The organism is Streptomyces europaeiscabiei (genome assembly GCF_036346855.1).
Classification (GTDB): domain Bacteria; phylum Actinomycetota; class Actinomycetes; order Streptomycetales; family Streptomycetaceae; genus Streptomyces; species Streptomyces europaeiscabiei.
In genome coordinates, this window is sequence record NZ_CP107841.1 from 4,970,242 (window position 1) to 4,988,290 (window position 18,049).

General features: G+C 71.3%; 24 protein-coding genes. All 24 read left to right on the forward strand.

The features are described from left to right. Positions 1-8: 8 nt before the first annotated feature. Positions 9-491, forward strand: coding sequence for a hypothetical protein (locus tag OG858_RS21685; RefSeq protein ID WP_328544610.1), 483 nt, complete (start codon positions 9-11; stop codon positions 489-491). Then, positions 488-730 carry a hypothetical protein gene (locus OG858_RS21690; protein ID WP_328544609.1) on the forward strand — a complete coding sequence of 81 codons (243 nt, stop codon included), beginning with the start codon at positions 488-490 and terminating at the stop codon, positions 728-730. Before OG858_RS21685 ends, OG858_RS21690 begins: the two co-directional genes overlap by 4 nt. Beyond that, entirely contained in the window at positions 727-3,564 is a 2,838-nt protein-coding gene (locus OG858_RS21695) for a DUF927 domain-containing protein (RefSeq protein ID WP_328544608.1), read from the forward strand. The genes OG858_RS21690 and OG858_RS21695 overlap by 4 nt, the downstream gene beginning before the upstream one ends. Before the next feature lie 326 nt (positions 3,565-3,890). Next, positions 3,891-5,498 (forward strand): DEAD/DEAH box helicase, encoded by a 1,608-nt coding sequence (locus OG858_RS21700; RefSeq protein ID WP_328544607.1) that lies wholly within the window; start codon positions 3,891-3,893, stop codon positions 5,496-5,498. A gap of 58 nt (positions 5,499-5,556) precedes the next feature. Further along, complete coding sequence (locus OG858_RS21705) at positions 5,557-7,038, forward strand: DNA cytosine methyltransferase (protein WP_328544606.1); 1,482 nt, start codon at positions 5,557-5,559, stop codon at positions 7,036-7,038. A 70-nt stretch (positions 7,039-7,108) separates the two neighbouring features. After that, positions 7,109-7,744, forward strand: coding sequence for a hypothetical protein (locus OG858_RS21710; protein WP_328544605.1), 636 nt, complete (start codon positions 7,109-7,111; stop codon positions 7,742-7,744). Further along, the gene (locus tag OG858_RS21715; protein ID WP_328544604.1) at positions 7,741-7,905 is read left to right on the forward strand and encodes a hypothetical protein; all 165 of its coding nucleotides are present in this window, start codon (positions 7,741-7,743) and stop codon (positions 7,903-7,905) included. The genes OG858_RS21710 and OG858_RS21715 overlap by 4 nt, the downstream gene beginning before the upstream one ends. Continuing rightward, complete coding sequence (locus OG858_RS21720) at positions 7,902-8,249, forward strand: hypothetical protein (RefSeq protein ID WP_328544603.1); 348 nt, start codon at positions 7,902-7,904, stop codon at positions 8,247-8,249. Before OG858_RS21715 ends, OG858_RS21720 begins: the two co-directional genes overlap by 4 nt. Next, on the forward strand, positions 8,246-8,560 hold the full coding sequence (locus OG858_RS21725) for a hypothetical protein (protein ID WP_328544602.1): 315 nt from the start codon (positions 8,246-8,248) through the stop codon (positions 8,558-8,560). Before OG858_RS21720 ends, OG858_RS21725 begins: the two co-directional genes overlap by 4 nt. Beyond that, the gene (locus OG858_RS21730; RefSeq protein ID WP_328544601.1) at positions 8,557-9,174 is read left to right on the forward strand and encodes a hypothetical protein; all 618 of its coding nucleotides are present in this window, start codon (positions 8,557-8,559) and stop codon (positions 9,172-9,174) included. Before OG858_RS21725 ends, OG858_RS21730 begins: the two co-directional genes overlap by 4 nt. Positions 9,175-9,363: 189 nt before the next feature. Next, a complete protein-coding gene (locus OG858_RS21735) occupies positions 9,364-9,735 on the forward strand; it encodes a hypothetical protein (RefSeq protein WP_328544600.1) in 372 nt (123 codons plus the stop codon). Between the two features lie 79 nt (positions 9,736-9,814). After that, positions 9,815-10,693, forward strand: a complete 879-nt coding sequence (locus OG858_RS21740; RefSeq protein ID WP_328544599.1) for a DUF2637 domain-containing protein — start codon at positions 9,815-9,817, stop codon at positions 10,691-10,693. Then, positions 10,690-11,013: a hypothetical protein gene (locus OG858_RS21745; RefSeq protein WP_328544598.1), complete on the forward strand. Its 324-nt coding sequence runs from the start codon at positions 10,690-10,692 to the stop codon at positions 11,011-11,013. The genes OG858_RS21740 and OG858_RS21745 overlap by 4 nt, the downstream gene beginning before the upstream one ends. 2 nt (positions 11,014-11,015) lie before the next feature. Further along, positions 11,016-11,402, forward strand: coding sequence for a RapZ C-terminal domain-containing protein (locus OG858_RS21750; protein ID WP_328544597.1), 387 nt, complete (start codon positions 11,016-11,018; stop codon positions 11,400-11,402). 100 nt (positions 11,403-11,502) lie between these two features. Further along, a complete protein-coding gene (locus tag OG858_RS21755; protein ID WP_328544596.1) occupies positions 11,503-11,691 on the forward strand; it encodes a hypothetical protein in 189 nt (62 codons plus the stop codon). A gap of 18 nt (positions 11,692-11,709) precedes the next feature. Then, complete coding sequence (locus OG858_RS21760) at positions 11,710-11,883, forward strand: DUF6257 family protein (RefSeq protein ID WP_328544595.1); 174 nt, start codon at positions 11,710-11,712, stop codon at positions 11,881-11,883. Between the two features lie 84 nt (positions 11,884-11,967). Continuing rightward, positions 11,968-14,097 (forward strand): cell division protein FtsK, encoded by a 2,130-nt coding sequence (locus OG858_RS21765; RefSeq protein ID WP_328544594.1) that lies wholly within the window; start codon positions 11,968-11,970, stop codon positions 14,095-14,097. Between the two features lie 181 nt (positions 14,098-14,278). Then, positions 14,279-14,491 (forward strand): hypothetical protein, encoded by a 213-nt coding sequence (locus OG858_RS21770; protein ID WP_328544593.1) that lies wholly within the window; start codon positions 14,279-14,281, stop codon positions 14,489-14,491. 183 nt (positions 14,492-14,674) lie between these two features. Further along, positions 14,675-14,902 carry a hypothetical protein gene (locus OG858_RS21775; RefSeq protein ID WP_328544592.1) on the forward strand — a complete coding sequence of 76 codons (228 nt, stop codon included), beginning with the start codon at positions 14,675-14,677 and terminating at the stop codon, positions 14,900-14,902. Between the two features lie 65 nt (positions 14,903-14,967). After that, positions 14,968-15,456: a hypothetical protein gene (locus OG858_RS21780; RefSeq protein WP_328544591.1), complete on the forward strand. Its 489-nt coding sequence runs from the start codon at positions 14,968-14,970 to the stop codon at positions 15,454-15,456. 74 nt (positions 15,457-15,530) lie between these two features. Next, complete coding sequence (locus OG858_RS21785; RefSeq protein WP_328544590.1) at positions 15,531-15,821, forward strand: HNH endonuclease; 291 nt, start codon at positions 15,531-15,533, stop codon at positions 15,819-15,821. A gap of 11 nt (positions 15,822-15,832) precedes the next feature. Beyond that, on the forward strand, positions 15,833-16,159 hold the full coding sequence (locus tag OG858_RS21790; RefSeq protein WP_328544589.1) for a hypothetical protein: 327 nt from the start codon (positions 15,833-15,835) through the stop codon (positions 16,157-16,159). 88 nt (positions 16,160-16,247) lie between these two features. Next, the gene (locus OG858_RS21795; RefSeq protein ID WP_328544588.1) at positions 16,248-16,523 is read left to right on the forward strand and encodes a hypothetical protein; all 276 of its coding nucleotides are present in this window, start codon (positions 16,248-16,250) and stop codon (positions 16,521-16,523) included. Then, a complete protein-coding gene (locus OG858_RS21800) occupies positions 16,486-18,048 on the forward strand; it encodes a terminase (RefSeq protein WP_328544587.1) in 1,563 nt (520 codons plus the stop codon). The genes OG858_RS21795 and OG858_RS21800 overlap by 38 nt, the downstream gene beginning before the upstream one ends. Position 18,049: the final 1 nt, after the last annotated feature.

Sequence of the window (18,049 nt, forward strand, 5' to 3'; positions counted from 1 at the left end):
GTTCGCTCATGACGCAGCCTCCCACGGCTCCCGAGCCGCCGACCACACCGGCCACACGCCGCGCGCTCGCCCACGTCGAGGCCGCCAAGCTGGTCGTCGACCAAGCCGTCGGCGAATGCCTCGACGCCATCGGTGACCTGATCAGAATCTCCGGCGAACCGGACGCCGTCTTCGCCTGGGTCCTCGACACCCTCGGCCGCGAGCACCTCGCCCAGTTCGCCGCCCGGCGCCGCATCACGGTGCACCAGTCCCGCGCCGTCGACGAGGAGCACCTGGACAAGACGGTGGTCATCTGGGCCGCAGACGGCGCGGCCATGGCCATCGTGCCGCCCGGCCAACGCCCGGCGACCACTCTCCTCCAGCTGCGCGAGGAGATCGCCGACCGCGACGCCAACGCCCGACGGGCCCTCGACTTCCAGGCGTCCGTGGCGGCTGGCCATGTCGAGGACGTCGAGGCCTGGCACGCGCGTACCTCGCAGGCACGCCCATGACCGCCGAGCGCGCCCGGGATGCCCCGGGCCGCTCGCCACGCCCCCAGCGGGTCGACGGCCTGCTGACCGTCGACCTCGAAGGCAAGCGCGCCAAGTACGAGTGCCACCGCCCCGCCTGCCCGCAGCGCCTTGAAGGGCCGATCACCGCCGCTCGCCACGGCGTGGACGAGCTGATCGCTTTCGTCGCCGGGGTCAAGGACGTGCACCTGGCCGCGTTCCACAAGGAGAACGACCGTTGACCGACACACAGCCCACCGACCTCCGGGCCGCGGCCCGCGAGCTGCACGACGCTGGCCTGTGCGTCCTGCCCATCAAGGCCGACGGCACCAAGAAGCCAGCTGTGTCTTGGCTCGAATACAAGGTGACCCGGACTACCCCGGAGCAGCACGACGGCTGGTTCGACGGAGGCCGTCCCCGCGGTATCGCCGTCGTCTACGGCGAGGTCTCCGGCGGCATCGAGCTGATCGAGTTCGAGGGCCTCGCCATCCGCGAGGGGCTGCTCGATGACGTCACCTCGATCATGAACGACTCCGGACTCGGCGAGCCATGGGCTGCGATCCTCGGCGGCTGGGTTACTGAGTCACCGTCCGGCGGCCGGCACTACCGCGTCCGCGTCAAGGGCGGCGGCGTCCCCGGTAACACCAAGCTGGCCCAGCGCCTCGCGCGGCCCGACGAGTACACCCCGCACCAGCGGCAGCGCGTCGCTGAGAAGCCCGACGCGAAGGTCATCCTCCCCCTGATCGAGACGCGCGGCGAGGGCGGGTACGGCCTGGTCGAGCCGTCCGGTGGCCCCGTCCACGCCTCCGGTCGGCCATACGTCCGGCTGGCGGGCGGACCCGACACCATCCCCGTCCTCGACGCTGAGACCGTGGACGCGATCCGGACCGTGTGTCGGATGGTGGACGCGCTCCCCCAACCTGAGGCTGCGAAGACCGCCCCGCGCCCCGCTCCGCCCCGCGCGGACGGGAGCCTGCGGCCCGGCGACGACTTCGAGGCCCGCGCCTCATGGGAGGACATCCTCCACGGCATCTTCCGGCCGATGAACACCCGAGGCAGTGAGACCTACTGGGGATGGGCCGACGGCGTCGGCGGTGTGAAGGCGACGACAGGGAAGGACGAGCACGACAGGCTGTTCGTCTTCGCCACCGGGTCGGAATTCCAGAGCGAGACCCCCTACAGCAAGTTCGGCGCCTACGCCCTCTTGGAGCACGGCGGCGACCACAAGGCCGCCGCGCGGGCCCTCGCGCACCAGGGCTACGGCAGCCGCCGCCTCGCCTCCGTCGGAGGCGCCAGCGCCCCCGCACCATCCCCGGCTGAGCCGGAGGCCGACGAGGCTCCGGCCGAGGACACCGCCGAGCAGCAGGACGACGGCGACCCGGAAGGCTTCGGCTACGACACCACGTTCGGGCTCCCGCGCTCGGTCCGCACGCCGTACGGCTACCGGGTCACGGGCATGGGCATCGAGGTGCTCAGCTCAAGCGGCGAGAACTGGACCCGCATCACCTTCGCCCCGCTGGTCGTCACCGCCACGTTCGAGGACCCCGAGGGCGACCAGTACGTGGAGCTGTCGTGGATCGACCGCAGCCTCGGGCGGCCCCGCCGCATCTCCCGGATCGTCAGCCGCGAGACCGCGAAGCGCGGGCGCAAGCTGATCGAGACCCTGGGAGCGGCCGGACTCCCGGCCGTCGAGGGCGACGCCCGCGCCGTCGAGAAGTGGCTGGCCGAGTTCGAGGCGGGCAACGTCGGCCGCATCCCCTCCGAGCAGCTGGCCCGTTGGCTCGGCTGGCAGGACGACGGGACGTTCGTCTGTTCCCCCGAGGACGACATCAAGGTGGACGTCGCCTTCGAGGAGCAGCGTGGACCGGCCCGCGCACACGCCAGGAAAGGGACGCTGGAGGGCTGGCGCGAGACCGTCGGCCATCTGGTCGGCTATCCCGTGCCGCGTGTCGCCGTCGCGGCGGCTCTGGCCGCTCCGCTGCTCAAGCCGCTCGGCCTGAACTCGTTCACCCTGGACATCTCCAGCCGGTCGACCAAGGGCAAGACGACGGCCCTTCAGGTTGCGCTCAGCGTGTGGGCCGACCCGTCCGAGCACGCGAGCGCGATGTCCAACTGGAGGACGACGCTTTACGCGATCGAGAAGCGGCTGAACCTGGTGCGCGGGATCGTCACCGTCTTCGACGAGACGATGGCCGTCACGGACGACAGCATCATCGACGAGGTGCTGTACCAGCTCCCGATGAACCACGGGAAGGCGAGAAGCGGGGGCGCCTTCGGCAACATGCTGCCGTGGGAGACCATCCTCCTGTCTTCCGGCGAGCGGCCGGCACTCTCCTTCACGACCAGCCAGGGCGCTGCGGCCCGCATCCTCGGGACGACGATCGCCCCCTTCGGGGACAACGGCGGCCCCGCAGCTGCGGCGGCGCGAGAGGGCGTTCTCGCCAACCACGGGCACGCGGGGCCGGAGTTCATCCGCTACATCCTCAGCGGCCTCGCCCAGCCGAACGGCCGCGAGAAGCTGAAGGAACACCACCGCACGCTCGTCGATGAGTTCCGTGGTGGCGGCGACATGACCAACCGGCGCGCGCCGATGGTCGCCGCCCTCGTCCTCGCCGAGACGCTGGCGTTCCGTACCGGGGTGCTGCCGTACGAGCCGCTCGGTCACGATGTCTGGCGCAGCCTGTTCACCGCCCACAACCCCACCGACAACCGGCCCGACATGGCGCTGGACGTCCTGCGGGAGTACGTCGCCGGACACGCTCACGAACTGTTCACCGCCACTCGCGCGGCCATGCACGAGAAGCCGCCGTACGCCGGGTGGCTCGGCGTCCTGTCCACCAAGGACGGCGTTACTGAGGTCGCGCTGTTGCCCGAGCGGGTCCGGAAGATCCTCGCCGAGGCGGACTACTCGCTCGACGCCGTTGTCGGCAGCTGGATCGATGCCGCGTACCTCAAGACGCTGAAGAGCCAGCGGCCCGCGCACCTGGTGCCGCGTCGGTTCGACGGCGCGCGGGCGAAGTGCCTCGCCTTCACCCCAGAGGGCATGCCCTTCGGCGACGAGGGCGAGGCGGCATGAGCGCCGTCACGGTGGTGGTACGCACGAAGTGCGTACCACCCTCCCGGCCTCATCGCCGCAGGTCAGCGGCTCCGCTAGTGCCGCTTTCGGGGTGGTACGCAGTCGCCGGGAAATGGCACCCCTCAGGCGTGTGTGTGCGTGCGGGTGCGCGTGTGCGGGTGCGCACACATGGACCCCTGTCTGTTTCTGCGTACCTGCGTACCACTGTCTCTCTAGAGAGAGATAACAGCAGGTCAGAACCGCTTTTGCCCCGGTACGCAGCCGGTACGCAGCCGGTACGCACTGCGTACCGCCTCTCTCCCCTCTCCACCGAATCGAGGTGACGCATGTCCTTCACACCCCGCCCCTACCAGCTCGACGCCATCGAGGCGCTCCGCAAGGGATGGGCCGACGGCCAGAACCGTGTGGCCGTCGTCCTGCCGACCGGCGCCGGCAAGACCGTCGTCTTCTCTCACCTGGCCCACCAGATGCTCGACCAGCTCGACGGCCGCCGCGTCCTCGTCATCGCCCACCGGGAGGAGCTGATCGAGCAGGCCGCTTCCAAGCTCTTGGCCGTCGACCCGATGCTGCGCGTCGGCATCGTCAAGGCCCAGCGCGACGATCACCACGACGCCGACGTGATCGTGGCCAGCGTCCAGACCCTGGCCGTCGCCCGCCGCCGCGAGGCCATCCGCGACATCGGCCTGATCATCGTCGACGAGTGCCACCATGCCGCCGCCCGCACCTACATGGAGGTGCTGCGCCACTTCGGCGCCTGGGACGGCGTGCCCACGGCGGGCTTCACCGCGACCATGACCCGCACCGACGGCGGCCTGGCCGAGGTGTGGCAGGACGTGGTGTTCCGCCTCGACATCCTCGACATGATCAGCGACGGCTACCTGTGCGACGTCCGCGGCAAGAGCATCACCGTCGACACCCTCGACCTCAACAAGGTGCGCACCCGCGGCGGCGACCTCGTCGAGGGCCAGCTCGGCAAGGCGTTGGAGGACTCCGGCGCGCTGGACGCGATCGCCAAGGCGTACGTCGACCACGCGGGCGACCGGGCCGGCGTCGTCTTCACACCGACCGTGGCCACCGCCCAGCAGGCCGCCGCCGCACTGGAAGCGGTCGGCATCAAGGCGGCCCCGGTGTGGGGTGACATGGGCCGCGACGAGCGCCGCGCGACCCTCGCCCGGTACGCGGCGGGTGAAGTGCAGGTGCTCACCAACTGCATGGTGCTCACCGAAGGGTTCGACGCCCCGCACACCAGCTGCATCGTGGTCGCCCGCCCCACGAAGTCGCCTGGCCTGTACGTGCAGATGGTCGGCCGAGGACTTCGCCCTGCGCCCGGCAAGCGGGACGCGCTGCTGCTCGACGTCATGGGCGCCGCATCCCGCCACAAGCTCGCCTCGATGGTCGACCTCACCGAGCGGGAGATCGGCGAGCACGAGAGCGGCAAGAGCCTGCGGCAGGTCGCCGAGGAGCACGCCGCGGCCAAGACCCGGCGGGCCATCGCGGCGCGCATCGAGACCGAAGAGATCAACCTGTTCGGCTCCTCGACGATCCGATGGCTGAGGACCCCCCGGGGCACCTGGTTCGTCCGCCTCACCAGCGCCATGTTCCTGTTCCTGGTCCGCGACCCGGAGACCCGGCTGTACCGGGTGCGTCGGTGGACCGAGGCGTACGGCGTCCGCCCGCCGAAAGACGACGTCGCGCGGCCTCTCCCCGAGGCGCTCGCCTACCTGGAGAAGCAGGCCATCGCGGCGCCCGGGGTCCTCGACGGCCGCCAGGCCGGATGGCGAGCGGGCCGCCCCTACCCGAAGCAGATGGGGCTCTGCCGCCGCCTCGGCATCGAGGTGCCGCGCGGCAGCACGGCCGGCGAGGTCGCCGACCTGATCGACCAGGACCGCGTCGACCGCGCCCTCGGCCAGATGGAACTCCCCGCCGCTGCATGACGGCCGGGCCTGTTGCTACCAGGCCCGGCCCTCCACCCATCAGATCACGGAGGACCCAATGACCCTCACCTTCACAGACATCTTCTGCGGCGCCGGAGGCTCGTCCACCGGGCTGGTCGCCGCTGGCCTCGAACTGAAGCTGGCCGCCAACCACTGGGCCCGCGCCATCGAGACGCACGCCGCGAACCACACCACCGCCGACCACCTGTGCGCCGACGTCAACAACTACGACATGCGGCGCCTGCCCAGCACCGACGTGCTGTGGGCGTCCCCGATCTGCACCGAGCTGAGCCCGGCTGGCGGGCGCCGCCGCAAGGCCCGCAAGAGCGACGCGGGCCACGGACAGCTCGGCTTCGAGGAGTCCGGTCACGTCCCGCAAGCCGCGTTCGACCGCACCCGGGCGACCTTCTGGGACGTCATCCGCGCGACCGAGGTCCACCGGTACCGCGCGGTCCTGGTCGAGAACGTGATGGAGGCCGCCGACTGGGAGCTGTTCGACGTCTGGCTCTCCGGGATGCGCACCCTCGGCTACAACGTCCAGTTCGTCTCTCTGTCCTCGGCGCACGCTGGGGAGGACGGCAACGCCCCCGCGCCGCAGTGGCGGGACCGCATCTACATCGTCTGCACGCGCCAGGGCATCCCGCTGCCGGACGTCCAGCCGCGACCGAAGGCTTGGTGCCCGGTGTGCGAGGAGACCGTCACCGCATTCCAGTCGTGGAAGAAGGAGGGCCGTCGCCTCGGAAAGTACGGCCAGCAGTACGTGTACCGGTGCCCCAACGGCCCGCGCTGCCGCCACGCCGTCGTCGAGCCGTATGTCCGCCCGGCCGCCTCGATCATCGACTGGTCGAACCTGGGCGTCCGAATCGGCGACCGCCCCGCACACGGGCTGCGGCCCCTGGCAAAGACCACAGTGGAGCGGATCAACACCGGCCTGAACCTGCTCGGCGACCGGCGGATGATCCTCACGGTCACCCACAGCGGGCACGACGGCCGAGCCTTCCCTGCCGACCAGGCGCCGCTCGCCGCCCGCACCGTGAAGATCGGCGATGCCCTGCTCGTCCCGGGCGGCGGCACGTGGAACACCACGGCCACCTCGACGACCGAACCGATGCGGACCCGGCTGGCGAACCCGAAGGGCTTCGAGGCGCTGGTGACGCCGCCGCAGGCCGACGACTCGTTCATCGTCACCCTGCGGAACCACTCGACCGCCCGCCCGGTGTCCGAGCCGGTCGACACGGTGACCGGGCAGGGGCGGCACCACTGGCTCGTCATCCCGTACCGCAACGCCGCCGCCAAATCCGTGGGCGAGCCCCTGCACACGCTCGGCACGGTCGACTCGGCCGCGCTGCTCGGGCCGGCGCCCGCGCTGGAGGACTGCCACTACCGGATGGTTCAGCCGCGCGAGCAGCTGTACGCGCAGCGGTTCCCGGAGGACTACATCGTCCACGGCAACAAGGGCGAGCAGACCATGCAGGCCGGGAACGCGGTGTCGGTCAACGTTGCTCAGTGGCTCGGCCGCCGTGTCGCAGCGGTCCTCTGACCCGACAGCACGGCCGCCCCGCAGTCGAGTTGCGGGGCGGCCTCCCGCCCATCACACCACGGAGGAACCCATGAACGACCAGCCCCGCCTCGAAGCCGCCGCACGCCGAGCCCTCGACTCCCTGAACGACCTGATCGCCAACACCACAGACCCCGGCGTCGAGGCCCTCGGTGCCCGGCACGAGTTGCAGACAGCGCTCATCGCTGCGCCCCTCGACCGGGCTGCGGCAGACACCCAGCAGGCGGACCTTCAGGCGGAGATGGCCAAGCTGATGCGGTGGCACCGTGAAGACGGCGACGCACTCACCGAGATGCGCAGCACCGTCGAGCGGCTCCGCGCCGAACTCGCCGAGGAGAAGGCCAGCCACGACCCGCGCCTGCGCTGCCTGCTCATCAAGGCCGCGCCCGACAAAGACCTTTACGTGGGCTGGTCCAACGTCGTCGAGGCGCCCGCCGGAGTGTGGTCCCGCGAGGCCGCCATCGCGTACGGCTTCCCGCCTTCCCGTCTCGACCGAGCTGACGAAACCGGCACGTCCTCGCTGGACGGTGACGGGGCCTGGGACGACTGGGGGTACATCGCCGAGCAGCGCGGCACGCTCCGCCGCGACCGTCTCGGGGACTTCGCCGTCGAGTACCTGCACGGCGACCGGCAGGCGGCCTACGCGCTGCTGGAGCCGTTCGAGGGCGAGACCGAGGTACGGCGATGACCGCCGTCCAGCCCGAGATCCCTGACATCGACTGGACCGACGTCTGCGGCGAGGCCCAGCCACACGATCCCGTCGACGTCGAGCCCGACGGCCACCTCCTCGTTCGCCTCGTTCGCTTCCGCACCATCACCGACGTCCCGCTAACCGGGAGGTACCTGTGACCCGCTTCGCCCGCATCCTCTGCTCCATCTACGGCGCCGCCGCCCTGTTCCTCGCCTTCGCCACCGTCCAGCAGGCCCTCTACGGCGAGGTCTGGGCCGTCGCCGCCCTCGCCGCCTGCTCCCTCGTCCCGCTCATCGCGCTCATCCGCGAGACCGAGCACGCCGACACGGTCACCGCCGTTCGTACGGACACCGAGCGCGCGGCTCGGCTCCGCGACCGCATGGAACAGCGCAGCCTCCGCGCGGCGGCTGACGCCATGGGACACGCCTGCTGTGAACGCTGGTGGACCAGCTTCGGCACCGACCACGACGAGACGTGCGAGAAGCAGCGGAGGACGGCATGACCAAGCACCGGCACACCGCGAGCACCATCACCGACGACGCCCTCGACGAGCTGTACGAGAACGCGAGCGAGGGCTGGCGGCGCGGCGACCGCTGGAAGCGGAGGGCTCTGGAGGCCGAGGCCTCCGCTGAAGGCCTCGCATCGGTTCGCCCGCAGACGCTGACCGCGATCGCCTCCCACCTCGACGCCCGCGCCGTCGCAATCCTGCGGCCGGGGAGCGAGGCCTACGCCGAGTGGCAGACGGCCATCGCGTGGCTGCGCCGCACCGCCGCCGGGGCGCGGCAGGACCCCGAGGAGACCAGCGCATCGTGAACTGCGAACTGTGCGGCAACGCGGCCAGCGGCTACCTGTGCAACCGGCACAGGGAGCAGCTGGCCGCGCGGCTGGAAGAACTACCCGTCCTCTACACAGAGGTCGCCGAGTGTCTCGTGCCCCGGCGCGGCGGCTGGGGCGAGATCGTCGCCACCAGAGGCGCCGCCGGCCCGCGCTCCCCCATCGACGAGGACGTCCTCGACACGGTCAACTGGGGCCGCGCGGGCGAGGTCATGCAGCTGTGGCGCGTGGACGTGCAGCGGGAGCGGTGGCCGCAGCACTCGCCGCCGCCCCCGGCCGGCCTGGGCGTGAACTGCCGGTGGCTCGGCATGGAACTGGACTGGATCGTGTCCAGCTACCCGGAGGCCGGCGAACTGGCCCGCGAGGTGGGGACGCTGGAGACACAGGCCCGCTCGGTCGTCGGAGACCCGGCGCCGCGCCGACAGCGGCTCGGCCTGTGCGTGGCCGTCACGGACGTCGAGGGCACTGTGTGCGGGGCGGTCCTGTCCCGTCTCCCGGGCGACCCGGTGGTGTGCCGCTGGTGCGGGAAGGCGTACCGGTCGGAGACGGATCTGCTGCTGCTCCGGCACTACCAGCCCGCCGAGTCGGCCTGACCTCCCGCCGCTGCCGCTCTAGCAGCTGGGTTTGGCCGCCACTCGCATTCAACCTATTGAACAAATCGTTCAGGCTATGCAATGCTGGGTGCACGACGAAAGGCCGGGCAGCAGCTCGGGGGTTCCAGCCCCCGGCGCGCGCACCGCCCGGCCCTTCGACCGAGCATCCTGACCTAACCAGGAGTCGGCATGACCGATCTTTCCCCGCGTCCCGAGGCGCGCGCAAGTTCCCCGTCCACCCCCACGCCCAACCCGGGCGACGCCCGCGACCTCCGCAACCTGCTGGAGGCCGTCCTCGAAGCCGTCACCCTCCCGCACGGCACCGCCGAGTACGCCCGCCGGCTGGAGTCGCGGGCCGACTGGGTGCGCGCCACCGTCAAGGGCGCCCTGGAGGAGGACCCGGCGGCCATCGGCTGGAACGCGGACTACCTCCGCGGCAGGCTCGCCGCCGAGGAGACCGAGGCCGCCGAGAGGGCCGCCCGCGCCTCCGTCGACCGTGCGTTCCCCACCGTCGCCGCCTTCCTCGCCGACGAGCACGCCGAGCGGGGTGAGGGCCAGTGAACGCCCTGACCGACGCCGAGCGCGCCGAACTGTCCCGCAAGGTCGCCGAGGCCAACAAGCGCTCCGAGAGCAGGCCCCGATGAACTGGGACCCGTCCCGCGCGCTCGCCATCGCGGCCGGCGTCGTCATCATCGCGCTCACGGCCGCCGCGTTCTGGCTGTCCTACGCCCACCTCGCCGAGGTCGCCCTCGCCAACGGCATGGAGGACAAGTGGATCCGGGCGTGGGCGTGGCCCGCGACTCTCGACCTGTTCATCGTCGCCGGGGAGCTGCTCATGCTGCGGGCCGCACTCGCTGGCGAGGTCGACCTGTGGGCCATCGGCCTCACGGTCGTCGGCTCCGGCTCGTCGATCGCCCTGAACGTTGCCGGTGTCGGCACCGCGGCCGGGACGCTCGACTATGTGGTCGCCGCGGTGCCGCCCACGGCCGCGCTGCTCGCGTTCGGCGCGCTCATGCGGCAGATCCACCAGGCCCTCGCCGGGAGGGCCGAGGCGCCCGGCCCGGTTCCCGAGGTGACCGCCGAGGTGACCGTGGAGCGCGTCGAGGATGACCAGCCGCGCGCCCTCCCGGAGCTGCCCAAGGTCGTGCCCGCCGGGGCCCGGCTGCTGCCGATCGTGGCACGGCCGGAGCCGGAGGTGGTCACCGACCCGTACGAGGAGTGGTCACCCAACCTCGACGACGAGGACCATGCGGACGACCACAACCGGGTCGACAAGGTGACCACCTCGGTGGGCGCCGACACCCCCCGCCAGGTGGTCACCGAGGTCGTCACCCTCACCCCGGCTGAACTGCGGCGCAGGGCCACCAGGCTCAACCGGGAGGTGGTCACCTCGACGAACCGGCCGGTGACCATCGAGCGGCTCCGCGAGGAGTTCGGCCTCAGCCGCCGCGACGCGACCGAGCTGCGGCGCGAAGTGGTCGGCACCGTGGCACTCGTCCCTGGGGAGTCCCCCTCATGAGCGACGCCCTGGAGAAGGCCGAGCACGCGGTCCGTGCCGCCGAGACCGACACCGCCGCCGTACAGCTGGCCATGGCCGCGATGGAGTTGGCGAAGCTGGCCACCCAGCAGCAGGCCCAGGCGCCGGCGCAGCAGTGCCAGCACGACCACGGCAAGGCCCGTCGCAGCACGGGTGAGTGGATCGGCATCGCCTGCGCGGTGTGCGTCGGCAGCGTCGGCCTGGCGTTCGCGTCGCTCGCGCTGGCCATCCTCGGCGGCGTCGCCGCGATCGTCGTCCTCGTCCTGCGGGACATGTGGCAGAGCAGCCAGAAGGGGAACTGACCATGGAGACCACAACCGTAGAGGTCATCTCCTTCGGCTACCTGCACGACGCCCCGCCCGCCGCACACCTGACCATCGACCTGCAGCACCACTTCCGGGACCCACACGTCTCCCCGGAACTGCAGTACATGACCGCAGACGACGAGCCGGTCCGGGTCGCCGTCCGGGCCACTCCCGGCATCCGGCAGCTGGTGGACGCCGTCGCTCTCGCGGTCGCCGCGTTCGTTGCTGGCCCGTCCGCCGGAATCGTCACCGTCGCCTCGGGATGCGCGGGCGGCCGGCACCGTGCCCCGACGTTCGCACGGGACCTCGCTGCCCGGCTGGCCGAGGACGGTCACACCGTCACCGTCCACCACCGCGACCTCGGCAAGCCCGTCGTGCAGCGCTGACCTGCCCTTCCGTCCTCCGGTCATCGCTTCGGCATCTCCCGAAGCGATGCCGGGGGTGCGGTGGGGCCGGACAGCCCGGCCCGCAACCGAGAGGAACCCCATGTCCAGCTGGAAGACGTTCGTCGACGCCACCGACAAGGACGGCCGCACCGGCACCGTCGAGGCCCCCGTCTGCGCGGACACCGAGAACGCCGCCGCCGTCGCCGCGATCGAGGGCGCCAAGGCCTCCGGCTACACGCCGGTCGACGGCCGCGTCTACATGGAGCCCACCGACACCTGCCAGCACTGACCAGAAGGGAGCCCACCCATGGCTGACGGCCCCAAGTTCAGCGACTTCACTACCGGCGAGAAGCTCCGCATCGCCGCTCTGACCGCCCGCGCCGCGAAGCGCGGCCTGGCCGGTGACGGCGTCGACATCAGCGACCTGACCAGGCGTATCGAGCGGATCGAGAAGCAGGCGCTCAGCCGCAAGAAGAAGTAGCCACGCCCCGGGGACGGCGTCCAACCGCCAAGCCGTCGTCGTCCCCGGGCCCCTTGCCCTCCGCAGAGAGAAGGAATGACCAGCATGACCGACACCATCCCCGAGCGGGTCAACGGGCACGCCGACCCGCAGGTCTCGCTCCTCAAGTTCGCCCCCGAGCCCCAGCCCGCCCCGGCGCCCGAGACGGCCGTCGAGGACAAGCCACGCGCCCGCCGCCGCGTCCGTATCGACTCCCTGCGCCGCGTCGTCGTCGAGGCCCGCGAGCACGGCACGTACCGGGCCGTCGTACGACACGGCTCCTACCTGTACGGCGGCACCCGCATCCTCACCCGCCGCGCCTGGGACTCCCGCACCACCGCCCGCCACGAGCGCATGATGCGGGCTGCCGAAGCCGCAGGTCAGGAAGACGTCGCCCGCGACTGGGAGCAGCGCGCCTACATCTTCCGGCAGTCCCGCCACCGCCGCCGCATGGAACTCCTGCAGCTGGCCATCAACGCCCCCAAGGCCATCGCGATGGGCGCCGCCGCCGGAACCGGCGCCCTGCTGATGCTCGGCGTACTGATCGCCCTGGGCACCAAAGACACCAGCGACATCTACACCCCCATCGCGGCCGTGGTCGAGTTCGTCGCCTGGGTCGCGTTCATCGCCGGAGTCGTCTGGGATCCGCTGCTCGTCTGCCTGCCGTGGCTCGCCCTCGCCGGAGTGTGGGCCGTCGGCCGGCACCGGCAGACCGCCCCGGCCTGGGCGCTGCCCGGCGACCCCGAGCAGCGCGACGTCGTCCCCGACGAGGGCGCCATCATCCGCGCGCTCGGCAACCTCGGCATCGCCCCGCTCAACAAGGCCATCAAAGAGGGCTGGCAGCCGCGCTGGGTACAGCCGACCACCCGGTCCGGGAACGGCTGGCACACCCAGCTGCAGCTTCCCCTCGGCGTCACCGTCGAGATGATCGCCGCGAAGAAGAACGTCCTGGCCCACAACCTGCTCAGGAAGCCCGTGGAGACGTGGCCGACCGAGCCGCCGAAGCAGCCCGGTGTCCTCGACCTGTGGGTGGCCGACCAGGGCTCACTGTCCGGTGCCGTGCCGCCGTGGCCGCTGCTCACCGAGGGCGTCACCGATTACTTCAAGGGCGTGCCCGTCGCCGTCTCCCAGCGCGGTGAGCCCATCATCGGCAAGCTCATGGCCGCGAACTACATGGTCGGCGGCATCATGGGCTCGGGTAAATCGTCGCTGGTCATCGCTCTGCTCCTCGGTGCGATCCTCGACCCGCTCGTCATCGTCGAGGCGTACGTCATGGCCTACAACACCGACTACGACCCGCTGAAGCCCCGCCTGCGGACCCTGGTCAAGGGCGACGACGACGAGGACATCGAGGCCGCGCTCAAAGCCCTGCGGAGCCTCCGCGACGAGGTGACGATGCGGGGCAAGCTGCTGGAGGAGCTGGGCGACGGCGCCACGAAGGTGACGCGCGAACTGGCCCTGAAGGACGCGCGGATGCGGCCCAAGGTCGTCGTCTTCGACGAGTGCCACGAGCTGTTCATGCACAAGGAGTACGGCAAAGAGGCCGCTGAGCTGGCCATCAAGGTGATGAAGAAGGCGAGGAAGACCGCCATCACCCTCGTCTGGGTCACCGTCTCCCCGACCGCCGACAGCCTCCCGCGTGACGTCACCCGCAACACCTCGCACCGAGTCGCGTTCGCCGTCGGCGACCACGTCGCGAACGACGGGCTGCTCGGCTCCGGCCGGCACAAGGCCGGCATCACCGCCACCACGCTCATCCCCGGCGAGGACGTCGGCACGGCCGTGACCGTGGGGTTCAGCGGCAAGCCCTTCGAGGTGGTGCGCGCCCACTACGTCGCCCGCGACCCCGACAAGGGCATCGACGAGGTCACCCCGGTCGTCGAGCGCGCGATGGGCCTGCACGAGGGCACCGCGGCCCCGGAGACGCCCGCCTACGCCCCGGCCGACCACCTCGCCGACATCCTCACCGTCCTCGGCCACGAGACGAAGCTGCGCACTCAGGACGTCCTCCACCGGCTCGTCGACCTCAACGCGGGCGAGTACGACGGCTGGTCCTTCCGCGACCTGAAGCGCGTCCTGGACGACGCCGGGCACGGCGAGTACAAGACCGGCGGCGTCATGCACGTCAGCCGACAGCGCATCGCCGACGCCATCGCCGACCGCGAGGACGACGCCGAGGACGACCTCGACGAGTAGGGAGGCGCCCGGATCCCGGGGAGTTCTCCCCACCGGCCTCCCTGCCCTGCCTCCCTGTACATGACCTGCGGAAATGGCCAGTCAGGGAGGCAAGGGAGGCGCCATCCACGGGGCCCCAAGGCCCGGGAAACAGGGCTGCATCGTCCCCTTCGCCGCCTCCCTCCCCGGGCATCATGGAGGCATGGAGTCGCAGATCATCCGGCCCGGTCACCTCACCGCCCACCAGACCGCGCAGCAGCTCGGCATCTCCCTCGGCGGCGTCCGCCAGCTCGTCCGCCGAGGCCGACTGACCCGCTCCGGCGGCACCGTCGGACAGCCCTGGTACGCCGTCGAGGACGTCACCGCCCTCGTCCTCAAACGGCGCGCCAAACAGCCTCTGATCAAGTCCGCTTGACCGCAGGTCAACCGGCTGTCACGCTTTCCGCGTACAGCTGTGCCCCCACACGGGCACCACACCACTCACGACGAGCCCCCAGGTGACCTGAACCCTGGGGGCTTCGTCGTGCCCGGCGACGGCGCGGAAGGGTGCGGGCGTGGGGCCGCCCGACCGCGCCGTCGCCCACCCAACGGAGGCGCCATGCCCGGTCACTCCTCGGCGCCCCGGAGCGCCGCCGAAGCCGCCCACCTGATCGCCCGGCAGGGCCGACACGTCCACCTCGTCTCCGACGGACACAGCACCTGCCTGAAGGGCACGTGCGCAGCCCCGCCGCTCGACCTCCCCGACACCGTCCGCGAGCGAGCCCACCTGACCCGCCTCACCCTCGCCGTCGAAGCCCGGCAGCGCGGTGTCACAGGACGGATATAACGCGCACGGACACCCCGGGACGACGGGATGATGCCCCCTTCAGTCACACCGTCCCAGGGGGGACCATGCACGCCAGCAGAACCATCGCCGCCGTCACCGCCGCACTCGCGCTCACCCTCGTCGGCTGCACCGCCAGCAGCGGCGACGAGCCCGCAAAGGACAGCGGCGGCGGCAAGTCCCCGGCCCCCGAGGCCCGTCGACTCGACACGGCGCCGGACATCGCCGCCGCACTCAACGACGCCGGCCTCAACGCGTCCACGCCCAAGGAGAGGACCGACGAGGGCTACGTCAGCAAAGTCGGCGGCACGTCCTACGGCCTCACGATCACCGACAAGGCCGGACAGGACGCGCTCGGCGAGAGCGGCATCAACCTCTTCCCGAACGCCGAGGCGCTGGCCGCATGGGTCCCGCTCTCCAAGAGCTTCGGCGGGGTAGCCGTCACCGGCGACACCTGGGCCGTCAGCCTGCCCACCAAGAGCAAGGAAGCCAGGGCCGACAGCCTGCTCCTCGCCCCGCAGATCGCCGAAGCCCTGGACGGCACCGTGCAGCGCTGACACCCCTGGTGGAGGAGAGCGCGGCGCCCGGGTGACCTGACCTCCCGGGCGCCGCCGCATGAACGGAGACTGCCGTGGCTGACCGCGCCGAACTCACCTCGTACCAGTACCGGCAGATCCGCGGTCGCATCCTCGCCGAGTCCGACGTGTGCATCGTCTGCGGCCACGGCGCAGCCGACGCCGTCGACCACATCCACCCCGTAAGCAAGGGCGGCGCCAAGCTCGACCCCGACAACCTCGCCCCCATCCACGGCAACGCCGGCTGCCCCGTCTGCCTCCGCAAGTGCAACAACGAGAAGGGCGACAAGCCCCTCGCCGACGTCGTCCAACTCGTCACGTCGGTCGACTGGTTCGCCGGACCGTAGAGGAGGACGCCATGCACAAGGCCACGCTGACGCCCCGTCGCACGACAGCACACCCGCCACCGCCGCCTCCACCCGAGCCCTGGGCCCTCGACCACCACCTGACCGTCCTCAACCAGATCGAGTCACAACCCGGGCCACCCGACGACGAAGGCGTTCGGTGGGTGGAGCGCCGCCTCACGGGCAAGGCCATCGCGGTCTGCCCCTGCGGCCTCAACACCGGGCTCGTCGACCGCAGCGACCTGCCGAACCTGCAAGAGCTGGCAGCACGACACCCTCGAAGCACTGGAAACCCGCAGGTCAGCGAGGTGTCGAGCGCGGACCGCACGCCCGGTCTTTAGAAACGGACATTTCGCAACCCCGCGTCCCCCTGTTTTTTTTCTCCCCCCGGGCCAAATACGCACGGTTGATCTTGGAAGGGGGACGGCCATGGGCTCCGTCGAGGACGCCGTTCGGAGCGACGTCGAGCAGCTCGGCGACCTGGTCGGCGTCGAGCCGTCCCTGTCCGAGCTGGCGTACACGCTGGCCGGCCGTATCGACGCTGCGGCCACAGCCGAGTGCGAGGCCTGTGGGGAGCCGGTTGCCCAGGACGACAAGCTGCTGCCCCAGTTGACCCGCGAGCTGCGGCAGACGCTCGCCCAGCTGTTGGAGGGGCGGGCCGCTGACGATGACGACGACCTCGGAGACTTGGCGTCCCCCGACTGAGTTTGCCGAGGATCTGCACGAGCGGTACGGGCTGACCTGCCCGCCCCGCTGGGGGACACCTCGTCATCCGGACCGGCTCTCGCTCGGGCCGAAGCTGTGGAAGGTCATGGCCAGGCTCGGCGCCCCGCCGATGCCGTGGCAGAAGTACGTGTCCGACGTCGCTCTGGAGATCGACCCGGCCACCGGGCTGTTCGCGCACCGCGAGGTGGGCATCAGCGTCTCGCGCCAGCAGGGCAAGACGGAGCTGTGCCTCGGCGCCCAGGTCCATCGCTCGCTGGCGTGGCAGCGGCAGAACATCGTCTACGCCGCGCAGACCCGCGGCATGGCGCGGCAGCGCTGGGAAGACGAGTTCTGGGAGAAGATCTCCGGCTCGGATCTCGCGCGGCGCGCGCGGATCCGGAAGAGCAACGGCAACGAGGCGATCCTGTGGCCCGCGACTCGCTCGCGCATGGGCATCACCGCGAACACGGAGAAGGCCGGCCACGGTCCGCCCCTGGACATGGGGTTCATCGACGAGGCGTTCGCTCACGAGGACGACCGGCTGGAGCAGGCGTTCAGCCCGGCCATGCTGACCCGGGCCATGGCCCAGCTGTGGTGGGCGTCGGCCGGCGGCACGACCAAGAGCGTGTGGCTGAACAAGAAGCGGGAGATGGGGCGTGCGTTGATCGAGGCCCTGTTCGCCGCGCTCGCCGAGGACGCCTTGGCGCAGAGGCCGCGCGCGGCGTACTTCGAGTGGTACGCCCCGGAGGACATGGACCGTGCGGACCCGGCGACCTGGCGGGCGACGCTGCCCGCGCTGGGGCACACGGTGACCGAGGCCATCATCGCGGCCGAACTGGAGAAGATGGACCCGGCCGAGTTCGACCGGGCGTACCTGAACCGCACGCGGAAGCCGACGCCGCCCACCGACCCGAACGTCCCCAAGCTGACGTGGCCCGGCCTGGTCGACAAGACCAGCAAGCCGGTGGCGTCCAGCGTGGCGCTCGCCGTCGACGTGGCGCAGGACCGCAAGCACGCCGCCATCAGCGCGGCCTCGTTGCGGCCGGACGGCCGGGTGCACCTGGAGGTCGTGGCGCACCGGCCCGGGACTGACTGGGTGGTGCCCGCCCTGGTGAAGCTCCACAGCCTGTGGCAGCCGGTCGCCGTGGCCATCGCCTCGGCGGGGGCACCGGCGGGCTCGCTCATCGACGACCTGATCGCGGCAGGCATCGACGTGCCGAAGGACAAGGAGGCCCCCCTTCGCGGGGACCTCGCCGTGATGCGGTCCGGCGACATCACCGAGGCGTGCGGGCAGATGGCCGACGCCATGAACCAGGGCACGGTGCAGCACCTCGACCAGGTGCCGCTCACGGCCGCCGTGAACGGAGCCCGAACCCGCCGCGTCGGCGACGCCTGGACGCTGGACCGCACCAGCTCGCTGGTGGACATCAGCCCGCTCTGCGCGGCGACGTTCGCCCGGTGGGCGCTGCTCATCCGAGGGCCGCACGTGCTTGAGGACTACGACCCACTCGACTCGATCTACTGAA

Coding starts and splice junctions, on each gene's coding strand:
- OG858_RS21685 (WP_328544610.1), top strand. CDS start 9: ATGACGCAGCCTCCCACGGCTCCCGAGCCGCCGACCACACCGGCCACA.
- OG858_RS21690 (WP_328544609.1), top strand. CDS start 488: ATGACCGCCGAGCGCGCCCGGGATGCCCCGGGCCGCTCGCCACGCCCC.
- OG858_RS21700 (WP_328544607.1), top strand. CDS start 3,891: ATGTCCTTCACACCCCGCCCCTACCAGCTCGACGCCATCGAGGCGCTC.
- OG858_RS21705 (WP_328544606.1), top strand. CDS start 5,557: ATGACCCTCACCTTCACAGACATCTTCTGCGGCGCCGGAGGCTCGTCC.
- OG858_RS21710 (WP_328544605.1), top strand. CDS start 7,109: ATGAACGACCAGCCCCGCCTCGAAGCCGCCGCACGCCGAGCCCTCGAC.
- OG858_RS21715 (WP_328544604.1), top strand. CDS start 7,741: ATGACCGCCGTCCAGCCCGAGATCCCTGACATCGACTGGACCGACGTC.
- OG858_RS21725 (WP_328544602.1), top strand. CDS start 8,246: ATGACCAAGCACCGGCACACCGCGAGCACCATCACCGACGACGCCCTC.
- OG858_RS21735 (WP_328544600.1), top strand. CDS start 9,364: ATGACCGATCTTTCCCCGCGTCCCGAGGCGCGCGCAAGTTCCCCGTCC.
- OG858_RS21740 (WP_328544599.1), top strand. CDS start 9,815: ATGAACTGGGACCCGTCCCGCGCGCTCGCCATCGCGGCCGGCGTCGTC.
- OG858_RS21745 (WP_328544598.1), top strand. CDS start 10,690: ATGAGCGACGCCCTGGAGAAGGCCGAGCACGCGGTCCGTGCCGCCGAG.
- OG858_RS21750 (WP_328544597.1), top strand. CDS start 11,016: ATGGAGACCACAACCGTAGAGGTCATCTCCTTCGGCTACCTGCACGAC.
- OG858_RS21755 (WP_328544596.1), top strand. CDS start 11,503: ATGTCCAGCTGGAAGACGTTCGTCGACGCCACCGACAAGGACGGCCGC.
- OG858_RS21760 (WP_328544595.1), top strand. CDS start 11,710: ATGGCTGACGGCCCCAAGTTCAGCGACTTCACTACCGGCGAGAAGCTC.
- OG858_RS21765 (WP_328544594.1), top strand. CDS start 11,968: ATGACCGACACCATCCCCGAGCGGGTCAACGGGCACGCCGACCCGCAG.
- OG858_RS21770 (WP_328544593.1), top strand. CDS start 14,279: ATGGAGTCGCAGATCATCCGGCCCGGTCACCTCACCGCCCACCAGACC.
- OG858_RS21775 (WP_328544592.1), top strand. CDS start 14,675: ATGCCCGGTCACTCCTCGGCGCCCCGGAGCGCCGCCGAAGCCGCCCAC.
- OG858_RS21780 (WP_328544591.1), top strand. CDS start 14,968: ATGCACGCCAGCAGAACCATCGCCGCCGTCACCGCCGCACTCGCGCTC.
- OG858_RS21790 (WP_328544589.1), top strand. CDS start 15,833: ATGCACAAGGCCACGCTGACGCCCCGTCGCACGACAGCACACCCGCCA.
- OG858_RS21795 (WP_328544588.1), top strand. CDS start 16,248: ATGGGCTCCGTCGAGGACGCCGTTCGGAGCGACGTCGAGCAGCTCGGC.
- OG858_RS21800 (WP_328544587.1), top strand. CDS start 16,486: ATGACGACGACCTCGGAGACTTGGCGTCCCCCGACTGAGTTTGCCGAG.